Here is a 23,953-nt window from a genome sequence, read left to right as displayed (position 1 = left end):
GCATTACGGGGGCGGTCGATTTGCCTCTCTTGGCCATCGAACCCATCTGCTTTATCTGGGAGAAAAAGCAAAGGCACGTGCACATGACTCTCGACAGACAGACCGTCATCGACCGCTTAAAGTCCGTGAAAGGGCCGAATCTGGAGGGCGACATTGTTTCGCTCGGGCTCGTCTCGGAGATTTTCATCGCAGACGGCAAGGTGTTCTTCTCGATCACCGTGCCATCGAGCCGCGCCCAGGAACTGGAGCCTCTGCGGCAGGCGGCGGAGAACGCCGTGAAGTCGCTGCCGGGCGTCAAGGGCGCCGTGGTGGCGCTGACAGCCGAGAAGCAGGGCGGCGGCATGGGCGCCACACCACCGCCGCGTCCGAAACCGGCCCCCCAGCGTCCGATGCCGGGTGGCCCCGCAGCGCAGGCCGGTCAGCAGCCGGCCAAGCAGGATGTGCCGGGCATCAAGGCCATCGTCGCCGTGGCCAGCGGCAAGGGCGGTGTCGGCAAATCCACCACCGCCGTCAACCTGGCGCTGGGGCTGAAGACGCTCGGGCTCAGGGTCGGCATTCTCGATGCGGATATTTACGGGCCTTCCATGCCGCGTCTGCTCGGCCTCACGGGAAAGCCGGAAACCGCCGATGGCAAGACGCTGAAGCCGATGGAGGCGTTCGGCGTGAAGGTCATGTCCATGGGGTTCCTCGTCGAGGAAGACACGCCGATGATCTGGCGCGGCCCGATGGTCGTTTCGGCGCTGCGGCAGATGCTGCGCGACGTGGCCTGGGGCGAACTGGACGTGCTGGTGGTCGACATGCCGCCCGGCACGGGCGACGCACAGCTGACCATGGCGCAGCAGGTGCCGCTGGCCGGCGCGGTAATCGTCTCGACGCCGCAGGACCTGGCGCTGATCGACGCGCGCAAGGGGCTGAACATGTTCCGCAAGGTGGATGTGCCGCTGCTCGGCATCGTCGAGAACATGAGCTACTTCCTCGCCCCCGATACGGGCGCACGCTACGACATCTTCGGCCATGGCGGCGCGAAGGACGAGGCGGAGCGGCTTGGCGTTCCGTTCCTTGGCGAAGTGCCGCTGACGATGGATGTGCGCGAAACCTCGGATGCGGGAACGCCGGTTGTGGCGTCGAACCCGGAGGGCGCGCAGGCGAAGGTCTACAGGGACATCGCCGCTAAGGTGCAGACGCAGCTGGCGGCGGCCATGCAGAGCGCGGCGGACGAGGCCCCGGCCATCGTCTTCGATTAATGCGTTAGGGGAATAATGCGTTACGGGCGATTGAACAAAGCGGTCGCCTGTGTAACGTAATCGCCATCAGGGAGCACCGCACGCCCGTTCGGGCGTGCGCGGGACGCTCTGCCAATCGCGTGCCATTTGCTCTGGAGGTTGAAGCATGAGCGTCGAAAACAACGAAACCATTCTCCATGAGCGCCTTGATGGCTGGCATCGGATCACGCTGAACCGGCCGGAAAAGCTCAACGCTTTCAACGAAGCGCAGCATGTGGCGCTGCGGGACGCGCTGGAAGCCTGTTCTGCGGATGAGGGCTGCCGTGCGGTGCTTCTGACGGGCGCGGGGCGCGGCTTCTGCGCCGGGCAGGATCTGGGCGATCGCGATCCGGCCAAGATGGAAAGCAAGCCGGACCTCGGCTATACGATCGAAAATTTCTATAATCCGCTGGTGCGCAAGCTGCGCGGCATGAACAAGCCCATCGTCTGTGCGGTGAACGGCGTTGCGGCCGGCGCCGGCGCGAACATCGCGCTGGCATGCGACATCGTGCTGGCGGCGAAATCGGCGAAGTTCATCCAGGCATTCGCGAAAATCGCTCTGGTGCCGGACTCCGGCGGCACATGGTTCCTGACGCGCATTCTGGGCGAGCCGCGCGCCAAGGCGCTGGCGCTGACGGGCGAGCCGCTCTCGGCGGAAGATGCTGCGAACTGGGGCCTGATCTGGCGTGCCGTGGAAGACGAAGCCCTGATGGAAGAGGCCGAAGCGCTGGTGACCAAGCTGGCGCACGGTCCGACGCAGGCCTATGGCCTGATCAAGAAAGCGATCCACGCCGCGCCGGGAAGCTCTCTCGACGCGCAGCTGGAGCTGGAGCGCGAACTGCAGCGCGAGGCCGGCCGCTCGGACGATTACCGCGAAGGCGTCGCGGCGTTCCTCGAAAAGCGCAAGCCCGTGTTCAAGGGTTAGGGCATCTTGCAGTCAGTTGCCCGCGCCTGACATTTATTCATGCGCCCTTGCGTATTCAGGTGCAAAAGAGAAAGAGCGGGCAGCGTTTCACTGAAACAACGACCCGCTCGATCAGGAAATCTCCAGAACGAAAAAGCGTCCTCAGGCTGAGGGCGCTTCGGCTTCTTCCGTGTCGCCGCCGGTGACGCGGGTGTTGAAGTCGGAGAAGAACTGGCCGGCCAGCTTCTTGGAGGTCGACTGGATGAGGCGGCTGCCGAGCTGGGCCATCTTGCCGCCGACATCGGCCTTGGCGCTGTAGGTCAGGATGGTGGCGTCCGGGCCGTCTTCCTTGAGCGACACATCGGCGCCGCCCTTGGCGAAACCGGCCACGCCGCCCTTGCCCTCGCCGCTGATCGTGTAGGAGTGCGGCGGGTTGAGATTGGTGAGCTCCACCGCGCCGCTGAACTTGGCCTTGATCGGGCCGATCTTCAGGGCGACGATTGCCTCGAACTCGGTGTCCGACGTCTTTTCCAGTTCCTGACAGCCGGGAATGCAGTCTTTCAGCACATCCGGGTCGTTCAGCGCCTGCCAGACCGTTTCCACCGGCGCTTCGATGCGTTCTTCACCTTCGATGACCATGGCCATGGCGCGTCCCTCCTGAAATCATGTCTCAATCTGGCTAACCCACTGCTTGCGTCTTGTCCATCCGCGCGGGCGTCGGCAGTGTTGTCTTGCAGGTGACATGTGCCGCGATTATGCGACATCGAATCGGCCGAGACTTCAGGTGGAACAATGAGCGACAGCGATGTGCATGACGGAACGGGGACTGAAGCTGCGGGAACGGCGGGAGAGGTTTTCCGCGTCTTCCTCAAGCTCGGTGTGACCTCGTTCGGTGGCCCCATCGCGCATCTCGGCTATTTCCACGACGCGCTGGTGGTGCGGCGCAAATGGCTGGACGAAAAGGCCTATGCGGACCTCGTTGCGCTGTGCCAGTTCCTGCCCGGCCCGGCGAGCAGCCAGGTGGGCTTTGCGCTGGGTTTCCTGCGGGCAGGCCCCATGGGGGCGGCAGCCGCGTGGGCGGCCTTCACCCTGCCTTCGGCCCTGCTTCTCTTTGCGTTCGCGCTTTTTGCGGGGGCGCTCGACAATCCGCTCGGCGCGGGGCTGTTGCACGGGCTGAAGATCGTGGCGGTGGCCGTGGTGGCGCAGGCGGTGTGGGGCATGGCGCGGTCGCTCTGCCCGGATCGCGAGCGCGCAGGCATCGCGCTTGCAGCGCTTGTTCTGGTGACGTTAGCGGCCAGCGCCTTCGCGCAGGTTGCGGCCATTCTGTCTGGCGCGCTGCTTGGCTGGTGGCTGTGCCGGGATAAGGTCGGTGAGGCTGGGCAGACGGTGGCCTTCGGGCTGTCGAAGCACGCCGGGATCATCTGCCTTTCCCTTTTCGCGTTTCTGCTGTTCGGTCTGCCGCTGGCAGGGCAGATGACGCAGGGGCTTGCCGTGTTCGACACCTTCTATCGTGCGGGCGCGCTGGTGTTCGGCGGCGGGCATGTGGTGCTGCCGCTGCTTGAGGCGGGCGTCGTCGAGCCCGGCTGGGTCTCGCAGGATGCGTTTCTTGCCGGCTACGGCGCGGCGCAGGCCGTGCCGGGACCGCTCTTCACATTCGCGGCCTATCTGGGCGCGGTTCTGGACATGCCGCCCACGGGCGTGGCCGGCGCTGCAATCGCGCTTGTCGCGATCTTCCTGCCGGGGTTCCTGCTTTTGATGGGCGTTGCGCCCTTCTGGGACCGTTTCCGCCAGTTCGATGCGGCGCGCGCGGCAATGATGGGCACGAATGCGGCGGTGGTCGGCATATTGGCGGCAGCTCTCTACGATCCGCTCTGGACCACGGCGATCCTTGCACCGGCAGACTTTGCGCTGGCGGCGGTCGGCTTTCTGCTTCTCACGGTGTGGAAGGCCCCGCCATGGGTGGTGGTGGTGCTGTGCGCGCTGGCGGGAATGGCGCTGGCAGTCTTTTGAAAGAGGCCCGTCCCGGAAACCGGGAGGGGCCTTTGTCTGCGGTTATGCAGCGGCGCGTCGATGTTCGGCGGAAGCGGCTGCTGCGAGTTCGCGGATGCCGGGCTCGATCTGTTGGGCCGCGATGGACGAAATGCCAAGCCGCATGAACTGCGTCGCGCGCGGGCGGTCAATGAAGAAGCGCGCACCGGGCTCGATCAGAACGCTGCGCCGGGCAGCCGATTTGGCAAGGGCCACGGTGTCCAGTCCGGGCGGGCCTTCGAGCCAGAGCGAGGTGCCGCCGCGAATGTCGGCTGCGTTCCAGTCCGGCAGGATGTCGCCGACAGCCTGATAAAGCTTTTCACGCCGCTCCTCGAAGGCCGCAGAAATGCGTCGCACCAGCGTGTCGTGATGGCCAAGCGACAGGAACAGCGCCACGGCCCGCTGGTTGTTGGCCGGCGGATGGCGCAGCATGAAGCGGCGTAAGGCGCGCAGTTCTGCGATCAGGTCAGCCGGGGCAACGATGTAACCCATGCGCAGGCCCGGTGCGAGCGTCTTGGACATGGAGCCCAGATGCACAACGCGGCCCGTGCGGTCGAGCCCCTTGAGGGCTGCCTGCGGGCGCTCGTCGGCGAGCTGGCTGTCATAATCATCCTCGATGACGATCCAGTCATTGCGCTCCGCCCCTTCCAGAAGCGCCTCGCGGCGCGCCTGGCTGAGCGGCACCATGGTCGGGCAATGATGGCTCGGCGTGGCGAAAACGAAGTCTGCATCTTCCGGAATCTGCGCCACGTCGATGCCCTGCCGGTCGACGGGAACCGGTGCGATCTGTGCGCCGGCGAGCTGGAAGATGGAACGCGCGTCGGGATAGCCGGGGTTCTCCACGGCCACCTTCTTGCCGCGGTTCATGAGCAGCGTGGCGAGCATGTAAAGCGCGTGCTGCGAGCCGAGCGTGATCAGGATTTCGTCGGGATTGGCGAAGATGCCGCGACGCGGAAGAAGCCGCGCCTGGATCTGCTCGATCAACAACGGGTCGTCACGGTCGACCATATCGGCCGCCCAGTTGCGAATCTCCAGAACGGCAAGCGCCATGCGGTTGCATTCGCGCCATTCGGCGGTCGGGAAAAGCCCCGGATCGAACTGCCCATAGACGAAAGGATAAGAGGCCTTCATCCAGTCTTCGTTCTTGCGCGGCTCGGGCATTTCGCTGGCCAGAATCTGGAACCGCTCGCCCCAGTTCACGCCATCCTTGCCACCCTGTTTGCGCGGCGGGCGCGGGGGCGCGGCCAGCACTTCCGGATTGACAAAGTGACCGCGGCGCTCGCGCGCGATCAGGAAGCCCTGATCGACGAGCTGCTGGAAGGCCAGCACCACCGTACCACGCGCAACACCCAGCTTTTCCGCGAGAATGCGGCAGGATGGAAGCGGCATGGAAGGGGCGATCTGGCGATCGAGAATTGCCGACACGATGGCCTGGCGGATCTGTGCCTGGAGCGTCTGTCCCGATTCGGGGGAAATCTTGAACAGACCGGTCCAGAGGGCGGTGTCGTTTCTGGCTGACATATGGTTTTCCTCTCCGGGGCGGAGCGTAACCTTGGGGCAATGCATGTCAACCCTGGTACAATTGATTGTTCCAACAAAGAAATTGATGGATGCCAGCAACCCCCTGTGCCGCCTCATTTTGTCTGATAAAAGAGGCGCGTTTCTTTTTGCAGGAGGGCCCCCTTGGACACGGCATTCGAAACCGCGCTGGCTGCGCTTCAGGAGCATCGCGGGAAAACCGCGCCCATGGATATGCGCGCCGCCTTTGATTCCGACCCGAATCGTTTTGCCCGCTTCTCGCTCGCTCTCGACGATCTGACGCTGGATTATTCGCGCGCCGCAGTGGACGAGGAAACGGTGGGGCTGCTCCTCAAGCTTGCCGAGGCTGCCGGGCTGGAGCAGGCGCGGGACGATATGTTTGCCGGCAAACACATCAACGTCACCGAGGACCGCGCCGTGCTGCATACGGCTCTGCGCGCGCTCTCCGGCGGTGCTGTCTACAATGACGGCGATGACGTGATGCCGGATGTGCGCGCCGTGCTGGAGGCGATGGACGCTTTTGCCGACGGCGTGCGTTCGGGCGCGATCCATGGCGCGACCGGCAAGGCCTTCACCGATGTGGTGAACATCGGCATTGGCGGCTCGGACCTTGGCCCCGTCATGGTGACGCGGGCGCTCTCGCCCTATCATGACGGGCCGCGCCTTCATTATGTCTCCAACGTGGATGGCGCGCATATTGCCGACACGCTGTCGGGGCTCGATCCGGAGACCACGCTCTTCATCATCGCCTCGAAGACCTTCACGACCATCGAGACGATGACCAATGCCCGCACGGCGCAGAAATGGGTCGCCGCAAAGCTCGGGCAGTCGGCGACGGGCGATCATTTCGCCGCCGTTTCCACCGCGCTCGACAAGGTGGCGGAGTTCGGCATCGATCCGGCGCGCGTGTTCGGATTCTGGGACTGGGTTGGCGGGCGGTATTCGCTGTGGTCGGCCATTGGCCTGCCGATCATGATCGCGCTTGGTGCTGATGATTTCCGCCGTCTGCTCGCCGGTGCGGAAGCCATGGACCGGCATTTCAAATCCGCACCGCTCAGAGAAAATTTGCCGGCTATGCTTGGCCTGATCGGCTACTGGCACCGGGTCGTGTGCGATTATCCGGCCCGCGCGATCATTCCCTATGACCAGCGCCTTGAGCGGCTGCCGGCCTATCTCCAGCAGCTCGATATGGAATCGAACGGCAAGGGCGTGCGGCTCGACGGTTCGCCGGTCATCACGCCCACCGGGCCGCTGGTGTGGGGCGAGCCGGGCACCAATGGCCAGCACGCTTTCTTCCAGCTTCTGCACCAGGGCACCGACATCATTCCGGTGGAGTTCATGCTGGCGGCGGAAGGGCATGAGGCTGGCCTGCAGCACCATCACGATTTGCTGGTGGCCAATTGTCTTGCGCAGGCTGAAGCCCTGATGAAGGGGCGCACGCTGGCCGAGGCCGAAGCGCAGCTTCTGGACAAGGGGTTCCCCGAAGACGAGATCAGGCGGATCGCGCCGCATCGGGTCTTCACCGGCAACCGGCCGTCGCTGACGGTTCTCTACCGCAAGCTTGATCCCTATGCGCTTGGCCGCCTGATCGCGCTCTATGAACACCGGGTTTTCGTCGAGGCGCAGCTCTTCGGCATCAACGCTTTCGACCAATGGGGCGTGGAGCTGGGCAAGGAGCTCGCCACGGAACTCCTGCCCGTGGTCGAGGGCAAGGCGGATGCTGCCGATCGCGATGCCGCAACCGCAGGCATGGTGAAACGCATCACGGCGCTGCGCGAAGGCTGAATCGGACGCCGGCCTCCTCCTTCCGGGCGGTAGCGCCGGCACCCCGCCATCCTGTTTCCAGACGGTCATTTTGTACCTGAACCGGCGGACCAGCTCTCATGGGAGAGCCGGTCCGGTCGGGGTTTCCGCGCATCCGGACAGGAATAGATTATTCCTGACTGTAATTGACTCTTGGAATTTTCAATCTTAACACTTCTGAAAGGCGAGTAGACCGGCGAAAGCGGTGAGACCGCGCGCCGGAAGGCGATTTCGGGAGACGTTATGAACGCGCAGACGCTTATGTCGGAGCTGGAAAAGCTCGTTTCGGAAGGACGCAACCCCGACACGATGCAGATCGATCTGCAGCCGACGACCGAAATCCTCAAGCTCATCAACACGGCAGACAAGGACGTGCCGCTGGCCGTCGAAAAGGTGATCCCGGAGATCGCGGAAGCCGTCGACCGGATCGTCGAGGCGTTTCAGAACGGTGGCCGGCTCATCTATATGGGCGCTGGCACGAGCGGCCGGCTCGGCGTGCTCGACGCTTCGGAATGCCCGCCCACCTTCAGCGTGCCAGAAGACATGGTGACCGGCGTGATCGCCGGCGGCGACCATGCGCTGAGGCACGCCGTTGAAGGCGCGGAAGACGACCCGGAACAGGGACGGCAGGCGCTTGTCGATCTGGCGCTCACCGACAGGGATGTCGTGGTGGGCATCGCGGTGAGCGGCCGCACGCCCTATGTGATCGGCGGCCTGAAATACGCCCGCGAGACCGGTGCGAAAACCGTTTCGCTTTCGTGCAATCCGGATTCGGCCATCGGCGCGATTGCCGATATCGCCATCGCGCCCGTGGTGGGGCCGGAAATCCTGACCGGCTCGACGCGGATGAAATCGGGTACGGCGCAGAAGCTCATCCTCAACATGCTCTCCACGGCGAGCATGATCCGCATAGGCAAGATCTACCAGAACCTGATGGTGGACGTTAACATCAGCAACCAGAAGCTTCTGGCGCGTGCATCGCGCATTGTCATGGAGGCAACGGGCTGCTCGGCGGACGAGGCCGAGACGCTGCTGGGCCAGAGTGGCAATGATGTGAAACTCGCGATCTTCATCGCATTGACGGACATGGATGTGGAGGAGGCGCGCGCGGCGCTCGAGCAGGCTGGCGGCTTCCTGCGCAAGGCAATAAACGACAGGCAGGGCCAGACGGCCAGCAAGTGAAGCAGGCATTCATGCGGTCCGTCGAAAGGCCGCTGGCATCAATCGCTTTCGGAGGAAGATGATCATGGGAAAAACTTTGATGAAGAATTTCGCAGCGTCGGTGGCGCTCGCAGCAACGCTCGGCGCAACGACGGCAATTGCGCCGGCTGCGGCCGAGACGCTGCGCATGGCCTGGTCGCAGGACGCGACGGGTCTTGATCCGCACAAGCAGACGGCTTTCTCGTCGCTCAGGCTTCTTGAACTGGTCTATGAGCCGCTGGTGCGTCTCGACGCCGAGCTGCAGATCGTTCCGGCCGTGGCCGAGAGCTGGGAGTTCTCCGAGGACGGCAAGACGCTGACCTTCAAGCTGGACGGCGATGCGAAGTTCCAGAACGGTGAAAAGGTGACGTCGGCTGACGTGAAGGCTTCCTTCCAGCGCATTCTGGACGAAGCGACGGGCGCTGCCGCCCGCGCCAACTTCACCTCCATCGAGAGCATCGACACGCCGGACGAGACGACCGTTGTCTTCAACCTGTCGCAGCCGGACGTTCCGATGCTGACGGCGATGACGAGCATCAACGCCGCCGTTGCTCCGGCAAGCGAGATCGAGGCCGGCACGATCGGCACGAAGGCGATTGGCTCCGGCCCGTTCAAGCTGGACAGCTGGGAGCCGAACCAGAAAGAGGTTCTGAGCGCCAACCCGGACTGGGCCGGCGGCGAGGTGAAGGTCGACGGCATCAACATTTCCGTTCTGCCGGACGAGACCGCCATTCTGGCGGCGCTGCGCACCAAGCAGGTGGATTTCGCGCTGATCAACGATCCGCTCGTGGCCACGCTGGTGCCGAACGAGGCGAGCCTCGAACTGAGCCGCACGCCGGTTCTGGCCTATCACGTGCTGCAGCTGAACCCGTCGCGCGAGCCGATGACGGAGCTGGCCGTGCGTCAGGCGATCTCCTGCGCCATCGACCGTCAGGACGTGCTTGATACAGCGCTTCTGGGCGAGGGCGCCGTGACCGGCCCGCTGACCATGCCGGCCTACCGCTCGGACCCGGCTTCGCTGTTCTGCTATGAGCGCGATGTCGAGAAGGCCAAGGCGCTGATGGCCGAGGCCGGATATGCAGACGGCTTTTCCGCAACGGTGATCGCAGCCACGGGCGAGCCGCCCACAGCCGCTGCCGAAGCACAGGTGATCCAGTCGCAGCTTGCCGAGATCGGCATCGATCTCGACATCAAGATGATGGAGCTCAACGTCTATGTGGACACCTGGCTGAAGGGTGATTTCGACATGGCGGTGGCGCTGAATGGCGGCCGCGCCGATCCGTTCTCCATGTACAACCGCTACTGGACCAAGGCAGGCAACCTGCAGCATGTCGCCAACTATATCGACGACACGCTGGACAGCCTGATGCAGGAAGGCCGCGAAGAGACCGACCCGGCGAAGCGCAAGGAGATCTTCTCCAGGTTCGAGACGCATCTCGCCGAGGTTTCGCCGTGGATCTGGCTCTACACGGGCTACACTTACACCGCGCAGCAGAAGAATGTGGGCGGCTTCGTGCCTTCCCCGACCGGCACGCTGTTCGGCCTGACCGAGGTAACGGTCGGCGAGTGATTGCCAAACGGGGCCGCGCCTGAACGTGCGGCCCCGTTTGCGCCTGGCGCCCTGTCGCGCTTGAAACGTGAGAATTTGATGCGGCTCCGCCCAGCGCCCTCGTGGTTCGACAAGCTCACCATGAGGGCTATTGATGGCCCGTCACCCTGCAATGATCTGCAGGTCGGTACCGGAGGCGTATGAGATGTGTGGTGTTTGGTTCAAACCCTCAGAGTGCCGGGGCCAAGGTCCTCAATGTGAGAACTGATCCCCAGCCCTCATGGTGAGCTTGTCGAACCACGGGGGCGGCATGAAGGGCGCGGCCCTCAACCCCACGGCACAAGACGATTGCAGTTAGAAGGACACGGAGTGGAAGCTTCATGAATTACCTGGCCCGAAGGCTGATGACCTTTCCATTGGTCATGCTCGGGGTGTCCATCCTCGTCTTTGTTTCGATCCGGCTGGTGCCGGGCGACGCCATCACGGCCATGCTGGGAACAGAGGCCGGGCTTTTGACGCCCGATCAGCGCGCAGCGCTTGAGGCCTATTTCGGCATCGATCAGGGCTGGTTCACCCAGTACTGGCGCTGGCTTGCGGGTGCGGTTCAGGGCGATCTCGGCGTGTCCGTGACCTTCGGCAAGCCGGTGCTCGACGTGATTCTCGAACGCTTTCCGCTGACGCTGGAGCTGGCGCTTCTCTCCATGGTCATCGCGCTCGCCATCGGTCTTCCGGCGGGCATCTTCGCCGCCACGCGCAATGAAAAGCCGTCCGATCTCGCCGTGCGCATCTTCGCGATGATCGGCCAGTCGACGCCGAATTTCGTGTTCGCGCTTCTGGCGATTTATGTGCTGTCGGTGGGCTTCGGGGTGCTGCCGGCCATGGGCGAGTTCACGCCCTTCCTTGAAAATCCGCTGCGCAATCTGGGGCAGATGATCCTGCCGGCGCTGACGCTGGGCTTTGCCTTCGCCGCCGCCGTGACGCGCATTTCGCGTTCGGCCATGCTCGACATTCTGAGCGACGATTACATCCGCACCGCGCGCGCCAAGGGCGTGCCGGCGCGCAAGGTGATCTGGCGGCATGCGCTGCCCAACGCGCTGATCCCGGTGGTGACGCTGAGCGGCGTCGAGTTCGGCTATCTCCTGGGCGGCGCGGTGATCGTGGAACAGATTTTTGCGCTGCCGGGCCTCGGGCGCATGGTGCTCGACGCCATTCTCCAGCGCGACTACGCGCTGGTGCAGGGCTCGGTCCTGTTCATCGCGCTCAACTTCATGATCGTGAATCTTCTGGTCGATCTCGCCTATGCGGTGCTCGATCCACGCATTCGGCTGGGGGGCAAGTGATGCAGTTGCTGCGCGCCATTTTCAGCCATTCGAGCGGCCGCATCGGCGGCGCCATCGTTGGCCTTTACATCATCATCGCCATTCTCGGGCTTCTCGGCATCACGCCGCACGACCCGCTGATGCAGTTCCGCGTCGACCGTCTGCATGCGCCCGACGCGACCTACTGGATGGGCACGGACCTGTTCGGCCGCGATGTGGCGAGCCGGTTGATGCTGGGCATCAGCCAGTCCTTCATCGTCGCTTTCGCCTCGGTGGCGCTGGCGGCTGTGGCGGGCATTGTGCTCGGTCTTGCGGCCGCGTGGTTCGGCGGCTGGTGGGACGGCACGATCATGCGCTTCATGGACGTGCTTCTTGCTTTCCCGGCGATCCTTCTTGCGCTGCTCATCATCGCAATCGTGGGGCCGGGCACCTGGACCAGCGTGATGGCCATCGCCATCGTCTACACGCCGATCTTCACCCGTGTGGTGCGCGGGCCGGCGCTCTCCCTGAAGACGCGCGACTTCGTGGACGCCGCGCGCACTTTCGGTTCGAGCCGCAACTACATTCTGACGCGCCATCTGATGCTGAACCTCGTCGCGCCGCTGACGGTGCAGGTGACGCTGGCGCTCGCATGGGGCCTTTTGACGGAAGCGGGCCTGAGCTTTCTCGGCCTCGGCACGCAGCCGCCGGCCTCGTCGCTTGGCCTGATGCTCGCCGACAGCCGCAATCTGATGGAGATGGCGCCCTGGCTTCTCATCTTCCCGGGCATTGCGATCATGATCGGCATTCTCGGCTTCAACCTTCTGGGGGATGCGTTGCGCGACATTCTCGATCCCAAGACGCGGAGGTCGGCCGCATGACATCGCTTCTGTCTGTTTCAAACCTGCGCGTCGGTTTTGGCCGCAAGCCAGAAGACAATGAAATCGTCCATGGCGTGAGCTTCGATCTCGCTGCCGGCGAGACGCTGGCCATTGTCGGCGAAAGCGGTTCGGGCAAATCCGTCACCGCGCTGTCGATCAACCGGCTGGTGGATTTCGGTGGCGGCCGCATCATCGACGGGTCCATCCGGTTCCGGCGCGAGGACGGCAGCACGCTCGATCTGGCAGCAGCCGGTGAGCAGGAGCTGACGAAGATCCGCGGCGGCGAGATCGGCATGATCTTCCAGGAGCCGATGACCTCGCTCAATCCGGTTCTGACCATTGGCGAGCAGATCGAGGAATCGTTCCGCCTGCATCGTGGCCTGACCGGCCGGCAGGCGCGGGAAGCGGCGAAGGACGCGCTCGACCGGGTGCGCATTCCCGATGCCGCGCGACGCCTGAAATATTGTCCGCACCAGCTGTCCGGCGGCATGCTTCAGCGCGTGATGATCGCCACGGCCCTGTCGTGCAATCCGCGTCTTCTGATCGCGGATGAGCCCACCACGGCGCTCGACGTGACGGTGCAGGCGCAGATCATGGCGCTTCTCGCCGAGCTGAAGCGCGAGACCGGCATGGGCATGATCTTCATCACCCATGACATCGGGCTGGTGGCCGGCATCGCCGACAAGGTGATGGTGATGCAGAATGGCGAGGCGGTGGAGCAGGGACCGCTCGACGCGGTGCTCGATGCGCCGCAGCATCCCTATACGAAGCATCTTCTGAGCGCCGTGCCGCATTTCGAGGCCGGCCGCGCCACGCGCACCGACTATCGCCGGGCCGACGAGCCAAGCGCCGCGCCGGCGCTTAAAGTGGAGGGGCTGACGGTTCGCTTTCCGGTGACCGGTGGTCTCCTGCGCCGGCAGACCGGTGCGGTTCATGCGGTGGACGGCGTGGATTTCGACCTGATGCCGGGTGAGACGCTGGGCATTGTCGGCGAAAGCGGCTCGGGCAAATCGACCACGGCGCGCGCCATTCTGGGGCTGGTCGAGCCGACGCGCGGCACATTCTCCGCGAACACGAATGGCGCGGCGCGGCAGAGCAGCAAGCCGGTGCAGATGGTGTTCCAGAACCCCTATGCCTCGCTCAATCCGCGGCTTCGGGTGGACAGCATTCTGGCCGAGCCGGTGATTGCCGCCGGCGGCGGGCTGAACGGTGAAACGCAGGCGCGCATGCGCATGCTGCTTGACCGGGTAGGCCTGCCGGAGAATGCGCTGGAGCGCTATCCGCACGAGTTTTCCGGCGGCCAGCGGCAGCGCCTTTGCATCGCCCGCGCGCTGATGCTCAACCCGTCCGTGGTGGTGCTGGACGAGGCCGTCTCGGCGCTCGACGTTTCGGTGCAGGCCAAGGTGCTGGAACTCCTGGTGGACCTGCAGCGCGAGTTCGGCCTCGCCTATCTCTTCGTCTCGCACGACATGGCGGTGGTGGAGCGCATCGCGCACCGCATCGCAGTGGTCTATGCGGGGCAGATCGTCGAGATCGGTGATGCGGCGTCGGTCCTTTCCGATCCGAAACACGCCTATACGAAACGGCTGATCTCGGCGGTGCCGAGCGTCGACCGGCGCAAAGAGACCTTTGAGGTGGACACGCGGCAGGTGCCGTCGCTGGTGCGGCCGCTGGGCTTCGAGCCGGAACCGGCCAACTGGCAGAGTTTTGGTCCCGACCACATGGCGCGGGCGGAGGCATGAGCATGACGGACACGCCTGCCTTTGCGCCGCGCTTCGAGTGCGCCTTTGCCCTGCTGAACGCCTCGGTGGAGGCTGGGCGCATTCCCGGCGGGGTGCTCGGCGTGATCGACCGGGATGGCGGGCGCATGGTGCGCGCCACCGGTTATGCGCAGCGCGTGCCGCATGAGCGTGAAATGCGCACCGACACCTGGTTCGATCTTGCATCGCTGACCAAGGTAATCTTCACCACCACGCGCATTCTGGAACTGGCGAAAGAGGGCGTGATCGATCTCGATGCGCCGCTCACCACGCTTCTGCCGGATCTGCGCCAGTATGATCCGGGCGCATGGGAGCGGCAGGTGACATTTCGCCAGTGCCTCGGCCACCAGACGCCGTTTCCGGCGGTGGAGCCGATCTACACCTATGGCCGCGATGCGGACCTGCTGCGCGCCTTCATTCTCCAGCGGCGCTGGGAAAAAGGCCCGTCGGTCTATTCCGACATCAACTTTATTCTGCTCGGCTTCGCGCTGGAGCGGCTTGAAGGCAAGCGACTGCGGGCATTCGATCCGGGGCCGGGCTTCGCCTTTGCCGCCGATCCGGAAAAGACGGCGGCGACCGAGGACTGCACATGGCGGCACCGGGTGCTGTGCGGCGAGGTGCATGACGACAATTGTTCAGCGCTTGAGGGCGCGGGGCATGCCGGACTGTTCGGCACGGCCGACGCCGTGCTCGATTTCGCGGCAGGGCTTTTTGCAGGCGACGCCGATGGGGATGAGACGGTGGCGCTGATGCGCACGCCGCTTTCCGAAAAACGCACCCACGGCTGGGAACGGCCATATGATAACTGGCCCGGCGGGGCGCTGGCCAGCGCCGGCACGATCGGGCATACGGGTTTCACGGGAACCGGGCTTTGGGTCGATTTCGACAATGGCCTTGCGTGGACCCTTCTCACCAACCGCATACATCCGACCCGGCATTTCGACAGCGGCATCGCTGCGCTGCGACAGGCGGTCGGCGATTGCATGAACGCAGGATAGGAGCGCACATGGCTGAAGGATTTGAGCCTGTCTGGGCCGTCGGCCTGATGACCGGCACCGTACTCGACGGAAACATCGACGTAGCGCTTCTGAAAACGGATGGCGAGCGCATCGAAGCGTTCGGCGCTTACACGCTGGCGCCCTATCCGCAATCGACGCGCGACCTTCTGGAAGAAACGCTGCAGCAGGCGCGGGCCTGGAATTTCGAGGGCGATGAACCGGCGATCTTCGCCGAGGCGGAAGAGGTTCTGACGCGTGCGCAGGCGCACGCCGTGCGAGAGCTGGTGGAAAGCCATGGCCTGACCATGGCCGATATCGGCGCGGTCGGCTTTCACGGGCAGACGGTGCTGCACCGTGCGCCGCAGGAAGGGCGTCTCGGCGAGACGCGTCAGCTCGGCGACGGCGACCTGATGCATTCCATTCTGGGCTGTCCGGTGGTCTATGATTTCCGCTCGGCGGACATGCGCGCCGGCGGGCAGGGGGCGCCGCTTTCTGCAGCCTATCATGCAGCCCTCTTGCGGGACGTGGACACGGATGGCGAGACGGCGGTGCTCAATCTGGGTGGCGTGGCCAATGTGAGCTGGTGGGACGGTGCGGACCGGCTTATCGCTTTCGACACCGGCCCGGCCAATGCGCCGATCAATGATTTCGTCAAGGCGCAGGGGCTTGGCGACATGGACCGCGACGGTGCGCTGGCAGCTTCGGGCACGGTGGACGAGGCGCGGCTGGCGGAGCTGTTGAAGCATCCCTATCTCGCCGCGCCCTATCCGAAATCGCTCGACCGTTTCGACTTCGGCGCGTCCATGGCCGACGGTCTCGACGCAAGCACGGGCGCTGCGACGCTGACGGCCTTCACCGCATCGGCGGTCGGCAAGGCGCTCGATCTTCTGCCGGTTCGGCCAAACCGGCTGATCGTGTGCGGTGGTGGCCGGCACAACCCGACCATCATGAAGATGCTGGGCGAACGCGCCGGCGTGGAAGCAGCCCCCGCCGAAACGGTTGGCTGGCGTGGCGACGCCATCGAGGCCGAGTGCTTCGCTTTCCTTGCGGTGCGCGTGCTGCGCGATCTGCCGATCAGCTTCCCGACGACGACGGGCGCGCCCGAGCCGCTGCGCGGCGGGAAGATTGCCCGCTAAGTTTTTGTGTGAGACGAGGGCAGCCGCTTCTGGAGAAAGATGCGGCTGCGCCCGATCGGGAAATTCTCAAGCCGTCCGAATTCCACATAGCCCTGACGGGTATACGCCTTCTCAGCGCTGGGATTGAACGTGTCGATCAGCGCGGAGTGGCAACCGCGCCGCTCTGCCTCTTCTTCCGCCGCCGCGAGCATGCGCCCGGCCATGCCCTGCCCGCGCAGGCTGTCATCCACCCACAGTTTCTGAATGTAGAGCCAGCCCCAGGCGGTGTAGCCGGAGATGCCGGCCAGCACAGCGCCGTTCTCATCGCGCACGATGATGGCGAGCGTGGCCTTTTCGGACGGGCCGACATCGGCGTCGTTGAATGCAGCGAGCTCCGTCTCCACCCGCGCCAGCGCCGCCTCGTCCGGCGTTTCGGTAACTTCGATTGTGACGCTCACGGCCATTCCATCCTTGTTCAAAACGGTTTTGAGCGTTCTATCCTTCCTGCGGGGAACGGCAAGAGGCGGGGAGAAGGTGGACCGCATCGGCAGGTTCATTTCGACAGGGCGCGAAAAATTTTTCATGGTGTTGTCGATTCCGGCTTCCGCCAGACGACCATGGGCGTTCGAAGCGCTCATATAAGGAGAGACACCATGCGCTATGCCTGCCTGATCTATTACAATCCGAAAGAGCTGTTCGGCGGTAGCCCGGAAGCGAATGCGGCGCTGGCCGAGTGCGCTGGCTATGACGAGAAGCTGAAGGAGACCGGCCACTTCGTCATGGGCGAGGCGCTGGAGTTGCCCGAAAGCGCCATGACCGTGCAGATGCGCGACGGGAAGATGTCGGCGGTGGATGGCCCCTTCATGGAGACGAAGGACATGCTTGGCGGCATCGTGCTCGTCGAAGCGCCCGACCTGAACGATGCGGTGCGCGCGATCAGCGGTCATCCGCTGGCGAAGATCGGTTCCATCGAAGTGCGTCCGCTGGTCGACTTCTCGAGCCCGCCGCCGCAGCTGTGAACGGGGCTGACGCACGCGCTGCCGTCGAGGCGGTCTATCGCCGCGAGAAGCGGCGCGTGCTCGCAACTTTGATCCGCCTTCTGGGCGGGTTCGATGCGGCGGAGGAGGCGCTTCACGAAGCCTTCGCCGCCGCAGCGGACCGGTGGCCACGCGAGGGCGTGCCGGCCAATCCCTATTCGTGGCTGGTGTCGACCGGCCGTTTCAAAATGGTGGATCGCTGGCGTCGGCAGGCGCGGCTTGCCGGCGCGCTGCCGCAACTTGCGGCGCTGGCCGACCCGGCTTCGGAACCGGCCATTCCCGAACATATCCGCGATGACGAACTGCGGCTGATCTTCACCTGCTGCCACCCGGACCTGCCTGCCGATGCCAGCATTGCGCTGACACTGCGCGAAGTTGGCGGGCTGACCACGGAAGAGATCGCGCGGGCCTATCTGACCCGGCCGCCGACGATTGCTCAACGGATCGTGCGCGCCAAGGCGAAGATCCGCGACGAGGCGATTCCCTTCGAGATACCCGCACGGGCGGAGCTGCCGGGACGGATCGAGAGTGTTCTGCGCGTGATCTACCTCATCTTCAATGAGGGGTATGCCGCGACGGACGGGCCGGAGCTGACCCGCGCCGACCTTTCCGGTGAGGCGATCAGGCTCGGCCGGTTGATGGCGGGGCTGATGGACGATCCGGACGTGGCGGGCCTTCTGGCGCTGATGCTTTTGCACGAGGCGCGGCGCGAAAGCCGGGTGGACGCGGCAGGCGACATCGTTCTGCTGGAAGATCAGGACCGCTCGCGCTGGGACCGCGCCCTGATCGATGAGGCGCGGGCGTTGATCGATCACGCGCTGCACGCGGGACGGCTTGGCCCCTATCTTTTGCAGGCGGCGATTGCAGGGGAGCACGGCGCGGCGGCGCGCACGGATGAAACGAACTGGCGGCAGGTCGTGTCGCTCTACGACATTCTGGCGATGGTGGATCCGTCGCCGGTTGTGGCGCTCAACCGGGCTGCGGCGCTCAGCATGCGCGACGGTGCGGAAGCGGGGCTTGCGGCCATTGATGCAGCGATGGCCGATGGAAGGCTCGACGCCTATCATCTGGCCCATGCGGCCCGCGCCGACATGCTGCGCCGGCTGGGACGCATTGACGTGGCGCGGGAAGCCTATCGCACGGCGCTGGAGCTGGCCCGCCAGCCGGCGGAGCGCCGGTTTCTGGAGCGGCGGCTGGCCGCGCTCTGATCAGCGGCCAACCTGCCGGAGCGGGACGCCCTTCAGCACGTTCTCCTCGATGGCCTCGAGCGAGCGACCCTTGGTTTCGGGCAGCCAGATGATCGAGATCACCAGTGCGATCAGGCAGATCAGGGCGAAGAACATGAACACGGTCGAGAGACCGAACTGCGTTACGCCGGTCAGGAAGAACAGCGCGACCAGCGCGTTGAACAGCCATGAGGTTGCGGACGCAGCGGAGAGGCCCGCCTCGCGCAGGCTGGAAGGCATGAGTTCGGCCATCAGCACATAGGGCAGTGGCCCGAGGCTGAGGGCGAAGGCGGCGATGTAGACGCACAGGCCGGCGAGGCCGAGAAACGGCATGTCCCACAGATGCGCGGCGACCACGGCGGAGAGGCCGAGGATCATGACCAGCGATCCGTAGATCGCCAGCGGGCGGCGGCCAAGCTTATCGACGGTCAGGATGGCGATGACGGTGGCGATCACATTGATGAGGCCAAGGCCGAAGGTTGCGCCCAGCGCTGCGAGCCCCGGCGGAAAGCCAAGCTCGGTGAAAATGGTGGGCGCATAATAGAGAATGCCGTCAATGCCGCTCAGGTTCTGCAGAATGAAGAGACCGCAGCACAGGGCGAGGACGGCCAAGGTCGCGCCGGTGCGCAGCGAGAGCGAAGGCCGCGCGTGCCCGGCGGTGGACGGCGCGGCGTGCGGGGTGGGCACGCCAAGCACACCGGCTGCTGCGCGGGCGGCGGCGTCGCCGCGCGTGGCGATGAGCCAGCTCGGACTTTCCGGCACGGCGACAAGCATGAGGAGCCCGGCGAGCGGGATGACGATGCCGCCGCCAATGGCGAGCGGCCATGCGGAATGGTCGAGCAGGATCAGCGGCACCGCATAGGCGGCGAGAATGCCGAGCGTGACGGCGAGCTGAAACAGCGCCACCACGCCGCCGCGCCGGTCTGCCGGGGTGGCCTCGCCCGCATACATGGGCGCGACCATGGAGGAGATGCCGACGGCAAGCCCGATCAGGACGCGCGCAAAGACCAGCAGGGAGAGGGACGGTTCGGTGAGAACCACGCCATAGCCGGCGGCAGCCAGAACGAATGCGCCGGCAAGCGCCATGCGCCGGCCAAAACGGCGGGCAAGCGGTGCGGCCGCAACCGCGCCGAAGAAGCAGGAGATGACCAGCGAGACGGTGAGATATTCCTGCCCGCGAACGGTGAGGCTGAACACTGCCGCGATGGGCTCCAGCCAGTCGGCGATGCTGGCCGTGCTGTAGCCGAACAACAGCCCGCTGCAGGCTGTCAGTGCGGCGACCCGCGCAACCGCGAAGGCGGCGGGCCTGCCGGGAATGGCGGCGTCGCTCATTGCGCCGCCACGAGCTCGCGCTGCTCCAGATCTTCAAGGCTTACGCCCTTGGTCTCCGGCGCATAGAGCCAGGCGACCACCGCGCCCAGAACGCAGAAGGCGCAGAACACGGCGAAGGTTGCCGCCGCACCGGCATAGCTGACCAGCACCGGGAACATGAAGACAACGAGGAAGTTGCACGACCAGTTGGCGACCGAGGCCATGGCCATGCCGCGGCTGCGCATGGCGAGCGGGAAAAGCTCGGACATATAAAGCCAGGGAAGCGGCCCGAGACTGACGGCGAAGAAGGCGATGTAGGCAAACAGCCCGATCAGCGCCAGGGTCGCAAGCTCGGAACCCTGTCCGTTCATCGCATAGGCGATCACCGCCAGGCTCACGGCAGAACCGATGAAACCCAGAATGAAGAGCGGTCGGCGACCGAGCCTGTCGACGAAGAGCATGGCGACCACGGTCATCACGACATTGACGAGGCCGATGCCCACCGTGGCGGTGAGCTGGGTGCTCGAACCATCGAAGCCGGCATGGCCGAGAATGGTCGGCGCATAATAGATGACGGCGTTGATGCCGCTGACCTGCTGAAGCAGGAAGGCGGCGATGGCGAAGATCGCCAGCGGGCGGATGTGATCCGACAGGAAGTCCGACCACGGGGCTGTGCGCGGTTCGCCTGCATGCGTTGCGGCGATGTCGCCGACAATGTGGTCCACTTCCTTGCGGTCGAGGTCCGGCTGGATGGCGGCGATGACCGAGCCGGCCTCTTCGCGGCGGCCGCGCATGACGAGCCAGCGCGGGCTTTCCGGCGAGAGCGCGATGCCGATCAGCGAGACGAAGGCGGGCACCGCGCCAAGCGCCAGCATCCAGCGCCAAGCGCCGAGCGGCTCCAGCGCCAGGTCGATCAGATAGGACACCAGAATGCCAATCGTGATCATGAGCTGGAAGGCAGAGACGATCGCGCCGCGATGCCGCGCCGGCGCAAGTTCGGCGAGGAACATGGGGGCGGCGAGCGCCGATGCGCCGATGGCGATGCCGAGCAGAAGGCGCGCAAGGATGAGCGCGATTTCTTCCTGCGCCAGACCGCTGGCGATCGCACCGATGCCGAACAGAACCGAACACATGATGAGCACCTTGCGGCGGCCCAGACTGTCGGCCCACAGCGCGGCGAGGATCGCGCCACCCACCGCGCCAAGCGGCACGGAGGCGGTGACGAGGCCTTCACCGGAGGCGGAGATTTCGAAGGTCGAAGTAATGAGCGGCAGAGCGCCGGCAATCACGCCTTCATCGAACCCGAAGAGAAAGCCGAACAGGGCGGCCAGTATCACCAGTCGGATCAGCATGGATCAGTTCTCCTCCCCGAGCAGCTCGGCCACGCCTTCTGCATGACGAAGCGACCAGGCCGTGATGGTCAGGTAGCTGTTGGCCGAACCCTGTGAAGGCCACGCTGCAGAATCGGCAACGGACAGATTGGGCAGAGCCCAGAACCGGCCATGGGTGTCGGTGACGCCGACGCCCGGCTCCGCCGACATGCGCAGGCCGCCGATTTCATGCAGGGCCGCGCCGGGCGGGTTGATCTGGCTGCGCACCAGCTCCGCGCCCATGCCTTCCGCCACCTGCGGAAGGAAGGCGTTCATCTCGTCGAGAATGCGCAGGTCGTTTTCGGTGCGGCCGTTGAGGACTGCGTAGCGGCCCATATTGCCGGGGCCGTCGCCGCATTGTCCGGTGAGCTGTAACTCGTTGCTCTTGGCCGCTTCGCCGACGCCGAAGCAATAGGCGAGGAGGTACAGCCCCTGGGGATCGCAGTCGAGCCACACGGTTGCGTGATAGGGCGAATACCAGGTCTCGTCGAACGGTCCCTGGATCTGGATGTGATAGGGACGGTCCTTGCCGGCGGGAATGAAGGTGTAGATCGGCTCGTTGAGCGGCGCCTTCAGACGGAACAGGCCCTGAATGAACAGGTGGTCGGCGATGTGCGTGCCGACCAGCGGGTGAATGTCGCGCAGACCGGAATCGAGCGCCAGCCGCGTCGACTGGATCGCGCCACCGGCCAGACTGTAATGACGGGCGACAAGGCGGAAGCGGCGGTCGCTCTGCGCACCGCGCGCGACGATGCCGGTCACCTGCCGGCCATTGTTCTCGATGCTCTCGGCAATGGTGTCGGGAACCAGCACGATGCGTCCGCGCGCCACTTCTCTTGAGAGAAGGCCGCTGCGCAGCAGGCGGTCGGCAGCAGAATCGAAGCCGCGCGGCACATAGCCATTGCGCGATTCCTGCGTGTCGACACCGAGTGCGGCGTGTTCGGCATCGATGCCGGCCTTGTGGAGGCGGTCCAGAATCGTGTCCTGCGCCTTGCCGCGGAAGAAGGGCGGGCGCTCCTCTGAGCGGCCGGAGACATGCATGATGCGCTCGGCGCGGTCGTAATAGCTGGCGAACTCTTCATAAGAGAACGGCCAGTCGTCAAAATCCCATTCCGAAAAGCGCGGCGTGCAGCCGCCCCAGAAAAGCGTGCGTCCGCCGACAGCCGACCATGCATCATTGTTGAGCGGCGAGGCAACGCCATCGCTGAAGTGCTCGTGGTCGGTCCAGGCGGTGCGGTAGCGCACCAGATTGTGGATCTGCGGGGTGATGTCCTCGCGGCTGCGGAAAGGGGTGGAGCCCACATGGCTTGGCAGCAGGAAAGGGCCGGCCTCCAGGATCACCACGGAAAGCCCCTTGCGCGCCAGTTCGATGGCGCTGGTGACGCCGGCCGTTCCGGAGCCGATCACCAGCACGTCAATGCCGGTGGTCGCCTTGGAGATGGAAAAGGGATCGGAGGTCAGGAGAGAAGAGAGTGTCGGCATCGGTGCGGCGGTCTCAGCGATTGAAGAGGGCATTGGCGACTTTTCTGAATGCGGTGATGATGTCGGTGACGTCGTCGTCGGTGAGTTTGGAAGCGATGGCGAGGAGCGCACCGCGCTCGCTGAGCGCATCGCAATTGGGCAGCGCGCCGCGGCGATAATCGATCTCGCCGGCAAAGGCGTTGAGCGGATGCGTCCAAGGGAAGCCGTCACGGCTGTTGGATCGCTTCTCGGTGAGGCTCGGAATGTTGAAATACCAGTGCAGTCCCCATTCGCGCATGGTGATGCAGCTCAGCGAACCTGCCGGGCCGCGAATGCCCTCGGCGCGCAGTGCTTCGGTGAAGGCCTGACAGGTCTCGGCGTCACGATAGAGCGTGACAAGGAAGGGGCCGCTGTCGCCGGATGGATCCGGCACGGTGCGGAAATCGATCTGCGGAATGTCTGACAGCGCTTCGCGGATGCGCCATTTGGCCGTGCGCATGGTGCCGGTGATCTGGCCGAGCTTGCGAGACTGGGCAAGCGCCATGGCGCCGGCCAGATCCGACATGCGTGCGCCAAAACCCCAGAGCTGGCAGGTCTCGTCGGATGTGTCGAGCCGCCCTTCTTCATTGCGCGCAAAGCCCAGATCGTGGAGCGCGGTGATGCGGCGGAAGATGGCATCGTCCTGACAGACGATCATGCCGCCATCGCCGGCGGTCATGTTCTTGTTGAGCTGGAAGCTGAAGGTGGCGATGTCGCCGAAGCGGCCAACCGGCGTGCCGCCGGAACTTGCGCCGGCAGCCTGCGCGCAATCCTCGATGAGGGCGAGGCCGTTCTCCTTCGCGATCCCTGCGATCTCGGACACATGGCCGGGCGCACCACTCATATGCACCAGAAGGATGGCGCGGGTGCGCGGCGTGATCTTGCGGCGCAGATCCGCCGGATCCATGCAGAAGGTCTCGTCGATATCGACCAGCCGGGGGATCGCGCCGCTGCGCACGATGGCGGACACGCAGCTCACCCACATATATCCGGCGATCAGAACCTCGTCGCCCGGCCCGATGTCGAGCGCCGAAATGGCGATGGAAAGGGCGGCCGTCCCGGAGGAAACGCCAAGCGCATGGCGATGGCCATAGGCGGCGCGCCACTCCTGTTCCAGCGTGTCGACCATGTGCTGCGGGTCGGGACCGTAAAACCGGAAGGGGCTCTGCGCG

General features: G+C 64.9%; 20 protein-coding genes (1 of these 20 cut by a window edge). 13 read left to right on the top strand and 7 right to left on the bottom strand.

Annotated features, from left to right (window positions below; translation table 11 throughout):
• Positions 1-83 precede the first annotated feature (83 nt).
• Both ACRTG1_RS13615 and paaG read left to right on the top strand, forming a co-directional pair.
• Positions 84-1,244: an Mrp/NBP35 family ATP-binding protein gene (locus ACRTG1_RS13615; protein ID WP_432516407.1), complete on the top strand. Its 1,161-nt coding sequence runs from the start codon at positions 84-86 to the stop codon at positions 1,242-1,244.
• Between the two features lie 145 nt (positions 1,245-1,389).
• Positions 1,390-2,187, top strand: a complete 798-nt coding sequence (paaG, locus tag ACRTG1_RS13610; protein WP_206546572.1) for a 2-(1,2-epoxy-1,2-dihydrophenyl)acetyl-CoA isomerase PaaG — start codon at positions 1,390-1,392, stop codon at positions 2,185-2,187.
• Between the two features lie 141 nt (positions 2,188-2,328).
• On the opposite strand, the gene ACRTG1_RS13605 is transcribed toward paaG, so the two are convergent.
• Positions 2,329-2,811, bottom strand: coding sequence for an SRPBCC family protein (locus ACRTG1_RS13605; RefSeq protein ID WP_113153780.1), 483 nt, complete (start codon positions 2,809-2,811; stop codon positions 2,329-2,331).
• Positions 2,812-2,958: 147 nt separating this feature from the next.
• Between ACRTG1_RS13605 and chrA the strand changes: the two genes are divergently transcribed.
• Positions 2,959-4,176, top strand: a complete 1,218-nt coding sequence (chrA, locus tag ACRTG1_RS13600) for a chromate efflux transporter (RefSeq protein WP_432516406.1) — start codon at positions 2,959-2,961, stop codon at positions 4,174-4,176.
• A 42-nt stretch (positions 4,177-4,218) separates the two neighbouring features.
• Here chrA and ACRTG1_RS13595 read toward each other — a convergent pair whose 3' ends face one another.
• A complete protein-coding gene (locus ACRTG1_RS13595; protein ID WP_206546574.1) occupies positions 4,219-5,715 on the bottom strand; it encodes a PLP-dependent aminotransferase family protein in 1,497 nt (498 codons plus the stop codon).
• Positions 5,716-5,877: 162 nt separating this feature from the next.
• Here ACRTG1_RS13595 and pgi point away from each other — a divergent pair, with 162 nt between their 5' ends.
• From pgi to ACRTG1_RS13555, 8 genes are all read left to right on the top strand, one after another.
• The gene (gene pgi, locus ACRTG1_RS13590) at positions 5,878-7,518 is read left to right on the top strand and encodes a glucose-6-phosphate isomerase (protein ID WP_297563758.1); all 1,641 of its coding nucleotides are present in this window, start codon (positions 5,878-5,880) and stop codon (positions 7,516-7,518) included.
• 261 nt (positions 7,519-7,779) lie between these two features.
• Positions 7,780-8,718, top strand: coding sequence for an N-acetylmuramic acid 6-phosphate etherase (gene murQ / locus ACRTG1_RS13585; RefSeq protein WP_113153784.1), 939 nt, complete (start codon positions 7,780-7,782; stop codon positions 8,716-8,718).
• Positions 8,719-8,797: 79 nt separating this feature from the next.
• Complete coding sequence (locus ACRTG1_RS13580; protein ID WP_432516405.1) at positions 8,798-10,306, top strand: ABC transporter substrate-binding protein; 1,509 nt, start codon at positions 8,798-8,800, stop codon at positions 10,304-10,306.
• Between the two features lie 359 nt (positions 10,307-10,665).
• A complete protein-coding gene (locus ACRTG1_RS13575; protein WP_113153785.1) occupies positions 10,666-11,625 on the top strand; it encodes an ABC transporter permease in 960 nt (319 codons plus the stop codon).
• On the top strand, positions 11,625-12,464 hold the full coding sequence (locus ACRTG1_RS13570) for an ABC transporter permease (protein ID WP_007010541.1): 840 nt from the start codon (positions 11,625-11,627) through the stop codon (positions 12,462-12,464). Before ACRTG1_RS13575 ends, ACRTG1_RS13570 begins: the two co-directional genes overlap by 1 nt.
• A complete protein-coding gene (locus ACRTG1_RS13565) occupies positions 12,461-14,206 on the top strand; it encodes an ABC transporter ATP-binding protein (protein WP_206553376.1) in 1,746 nt (581 codons plus the stop codon). Before ACRTG1_RS13570 ends, ACRTG1_RS13565 begins: the two co-directional genes overlap by 4 nt.
• A 2-nt stretch (positions 14,207-14,208) precedes the next feature.
• A complete protein-coding gene (locus ACRTG1_RS13560) occupies positions 14,209-15,222 on the top strand; it encodes a serine hydrolase domain-containing protein (protein WP_206546579.1) in 1,014 nt (337 codons plus the stop codon).
• A gap of 8 nt (positions 15,223-15,230) precedes the next feature.
• Positions 15,231-16,358, top strand: coding sequence for an anhydro-N-acetylmuramic acid kinase (locus tag ACRTG1_RS13555; protein WP_432516404.1), 1,128 nt, complete (start codon positions 15,231-15,233; stop codon positions 16,356-16,358).
• Here the strand turns inward: ACRTG1_RS13555 and ACRTG1_RS13550 are convergent.
• Complete coding sequence (locus tag ACRTG1_RS13550; protein WP_224924935.1) at positions 16,355-16,783, bottom strand: GNAT family N-acetyltransferase; 429 nt, start codon at positions 16,781-16,783, stop codon at positions 16,355-16,357. The genes ACRTG1_RS13555 and ACRTG1_RS13550 overlap by 4 nt on opposite strands.
• A 207-nt stretch (positions 16,784-16,990) precedes the next feature.
• On the opposite strand from ACRTG1_RS13550, the gene ACRTG1_RS13545 reads away from it, so the two are divergent.
• On the top strand, positions 16,991-17,356 hold the full coding sequence (locus ACRTG1_RS13545; RefSeq protein WP_206553378.1) for a YciI family protein: 366 nt from the start codon (positions 16,991-16,993) through the stop codon (positions 17,354-17,356).
• Positions 17,353-18,582: an RNA polymerase sigma factor gene (locus ACRTG1_RS13540; protein WP_432516403.1), complete on the top strand. Its 1,230-nt coding sequence runs from the start codon at positions 17,353-17,355 to the stop codon at positions 18,580-18,582. Before ACRTG1_RS13545 ends, ACRTG1_RS13540 begins: the two co-directional genes overlap by 4 nt.
• Here ACRTG1_RS13540 and ACRTG1_RS13535 read toward each other — a convergent pair whose 3' ends face one another.
• The 4 genes in view from ACRTG1_RS13535 to ACRTG1_RS13520 are tightly spaced (at most 3 nt apart) and all read right to left on the bottom strand, a layout consistent with a single transcriptional unit that may run on beyond the window.
• Positions 18,583-19,932, bottom strand: a complete 1,350-nt coding sequence (locus ACRTG1_RS13535) for a sugar porter family MFS transporter (protein WP_432516402.1) — start codon at positions 19,930-19,932, stop codon at positions 18,583-18,585.
• Positions 19,929-21,263: a sugar porter family MFS transporter gene (locus tag ACRTG1_RS13530; RefSeq protein WP_206549147.1), complete on the bottom strand. Its 1,335-nt coding sequence runs from the start codon at positions 21,261-21,263 to the stop codon at positions 19,929-19,931. Before ACRTG1_RS13530 ends, ACRTG1_RS13535 begins: the two co-directional genes overlap by 4 nt.
• Before the next feature lie 3 nt (positions 21,264-21,266).
• Complete coding sequence (locus tag ACRTG1_RS13525; RefSeq protein ID WP_222512273.1) at positions 21,267-22,796, bottom strand: GMC oxidoreductase; 1,530 nt, start codon at positions 22,794-22,796, stop codon at positions 21,267-21,269.
• Positions 22,777-23,953 carry the 3' portion of a DegT/DnrJ/EryC1/StrS family aminotransferase gene (locus tag ACRTG1_RS13520; protein ID WP_432516401.1) on the bottom strand. The gene runs 146 nt beyond the window's last position, so 1,177 of the gene's 1,323 nt are visible here — the last part of the coding sequence; the start codon falls outside the window, past its right edge — the gene reads right to left on this strand; its stop codon occupies positions 22,777-22,779. The genes ACRTG1_RS13525 and ACRTG1_RS13520 overlap by 20 nt, the downstream gene beginning before the upstream one ends.

The sequence above is a fragment of the Nitratireductor sp. PBL-C9 genome, assembly GCF_050877045.1.
Lineage (GTDB): Bacteria > Pseudomonadota > Alphaproteobacteria > Rhizobiales > Rhizobiaceae > Nitratireductor > Nitratireductor aquimarinus.
Note: the sequence above shows the minus strand (reverse complement) of the source record. Positions and strands in the feature narration are given on the sequence as shown.

Bases quoted from the DNA above. Each gene is read 5' to 3' on its own strand.
- ACRTG1_RS13565 (WP_206553376.1), top strand. From the start codon at position 12,461: ATGACATCGCTTCTGTCTGTTTCAAACCTGCGCGTCGGTTTTGGCCGC.
- ACRTG1_RS13595 (WP_206546574.1), bottom strand. From the start codon at position 5,715: ATGTCAGCCAGAAACGACACCGCCCTCTGGACCGGTCTGTTCAAGATT.
- ACRTG1_RS13570 (WP_007010541.1), top strand. From the start codon at position 11,625: ATGCAGTTGCTGCGCGCCATTTTCAGCCATTCGAGCGGCCGCATCGGC.
- ACRTG1_RS13575 (WP_113153785.1), top strand. From the start codon at position 10,666: ATGAATTACCTGGCCCGAAGGCTGATGACCTTTCCATTGGTCATGCTC.
- ACRTG1_RS13535 (WP_432516402.1), bottom strand. From the start codon at position 19,932: ATGAGCGACGCCGCCATTCCCGGCAGGCCCGCCGCCTTCGCGGTTGCG.
- ACRTG1_RS13560 (WP_206546579.1), top strand. From the start codon at position 14,209: ATGACGGACACGCCTGCCTTTGCGCCGCGCTTCGAGTGCGCCTTTGCC.
- ACRTG1_RS13530 (WP_206549147.1), bottom strand. From the start codon at position 21,263: ATGCTGATCCGACTGGTGATACTGGCCGCCCTGTTCGGCTTTCTCTTC.
- ACRTG1_RS13555 (WP_432516404.1), top strand. From the start codon at position 15,231: ATGGCTGAAGGATTTGAGCCTGTCTGGGCCGTCGGCCTGATGACCGGC.
- ACRTG1_RS13525 (WP_222512273.1), bottom strand. From the start codon at position 22,796: ATGCCCTCTTCAATCGCTGAGACCGCCGCACCGATGCCGACACTCTCT.
- murQ (WP_113153784.1), top strand. From the start codon at position 7,780: ATGAACGCGCAGACGCTTATGTCGGAGCTGGAAAAGCTCGTTTCGGAA.
- paaG (WP_206546572.1), top strand. From the start codon at position 1,390: ATGAGCGTCGAAAACAACGAAACCATTCTCCATGAGCGCCTTGATGGC.
- ACRTG1_RS13545 (WP_206553378.1), top strand. From the start codon at position 16,991: ATGCGCTATGCCTGCCTGATCTATTACAATCCGAAAGAGCTGTTCGGC.
- ACRTG1_RS13580 (WP_432516405.1), top strand. From the start codon at position 8,798: ATGAAGAATTTCGCAGCGTCGGTGGCGCTCGCAGCAACGCTCGGCGCA.
- ACRTG1_RS13615 (WP_432516407.1), top strand. From the start codon at position 84: ATGACTCTCGACAGACAGACCGTCATCGACCGCTTAAAGTCCGTGAAA.
- chrA (WP_432516406.1), top strand. From the start codon at position 2,959: ATGAGCGACAGCGATGTGCATGACGGAACGGGGACTGAAGCTGCGGGA.
- ACRTG1_RS13605 (WP_113153780.1), bottom strand. From the start codon at position 2,811: ATGGCCATGGTCATCGAAGGTGAAGAACGCATCGAAGCGCCGGTGGAA.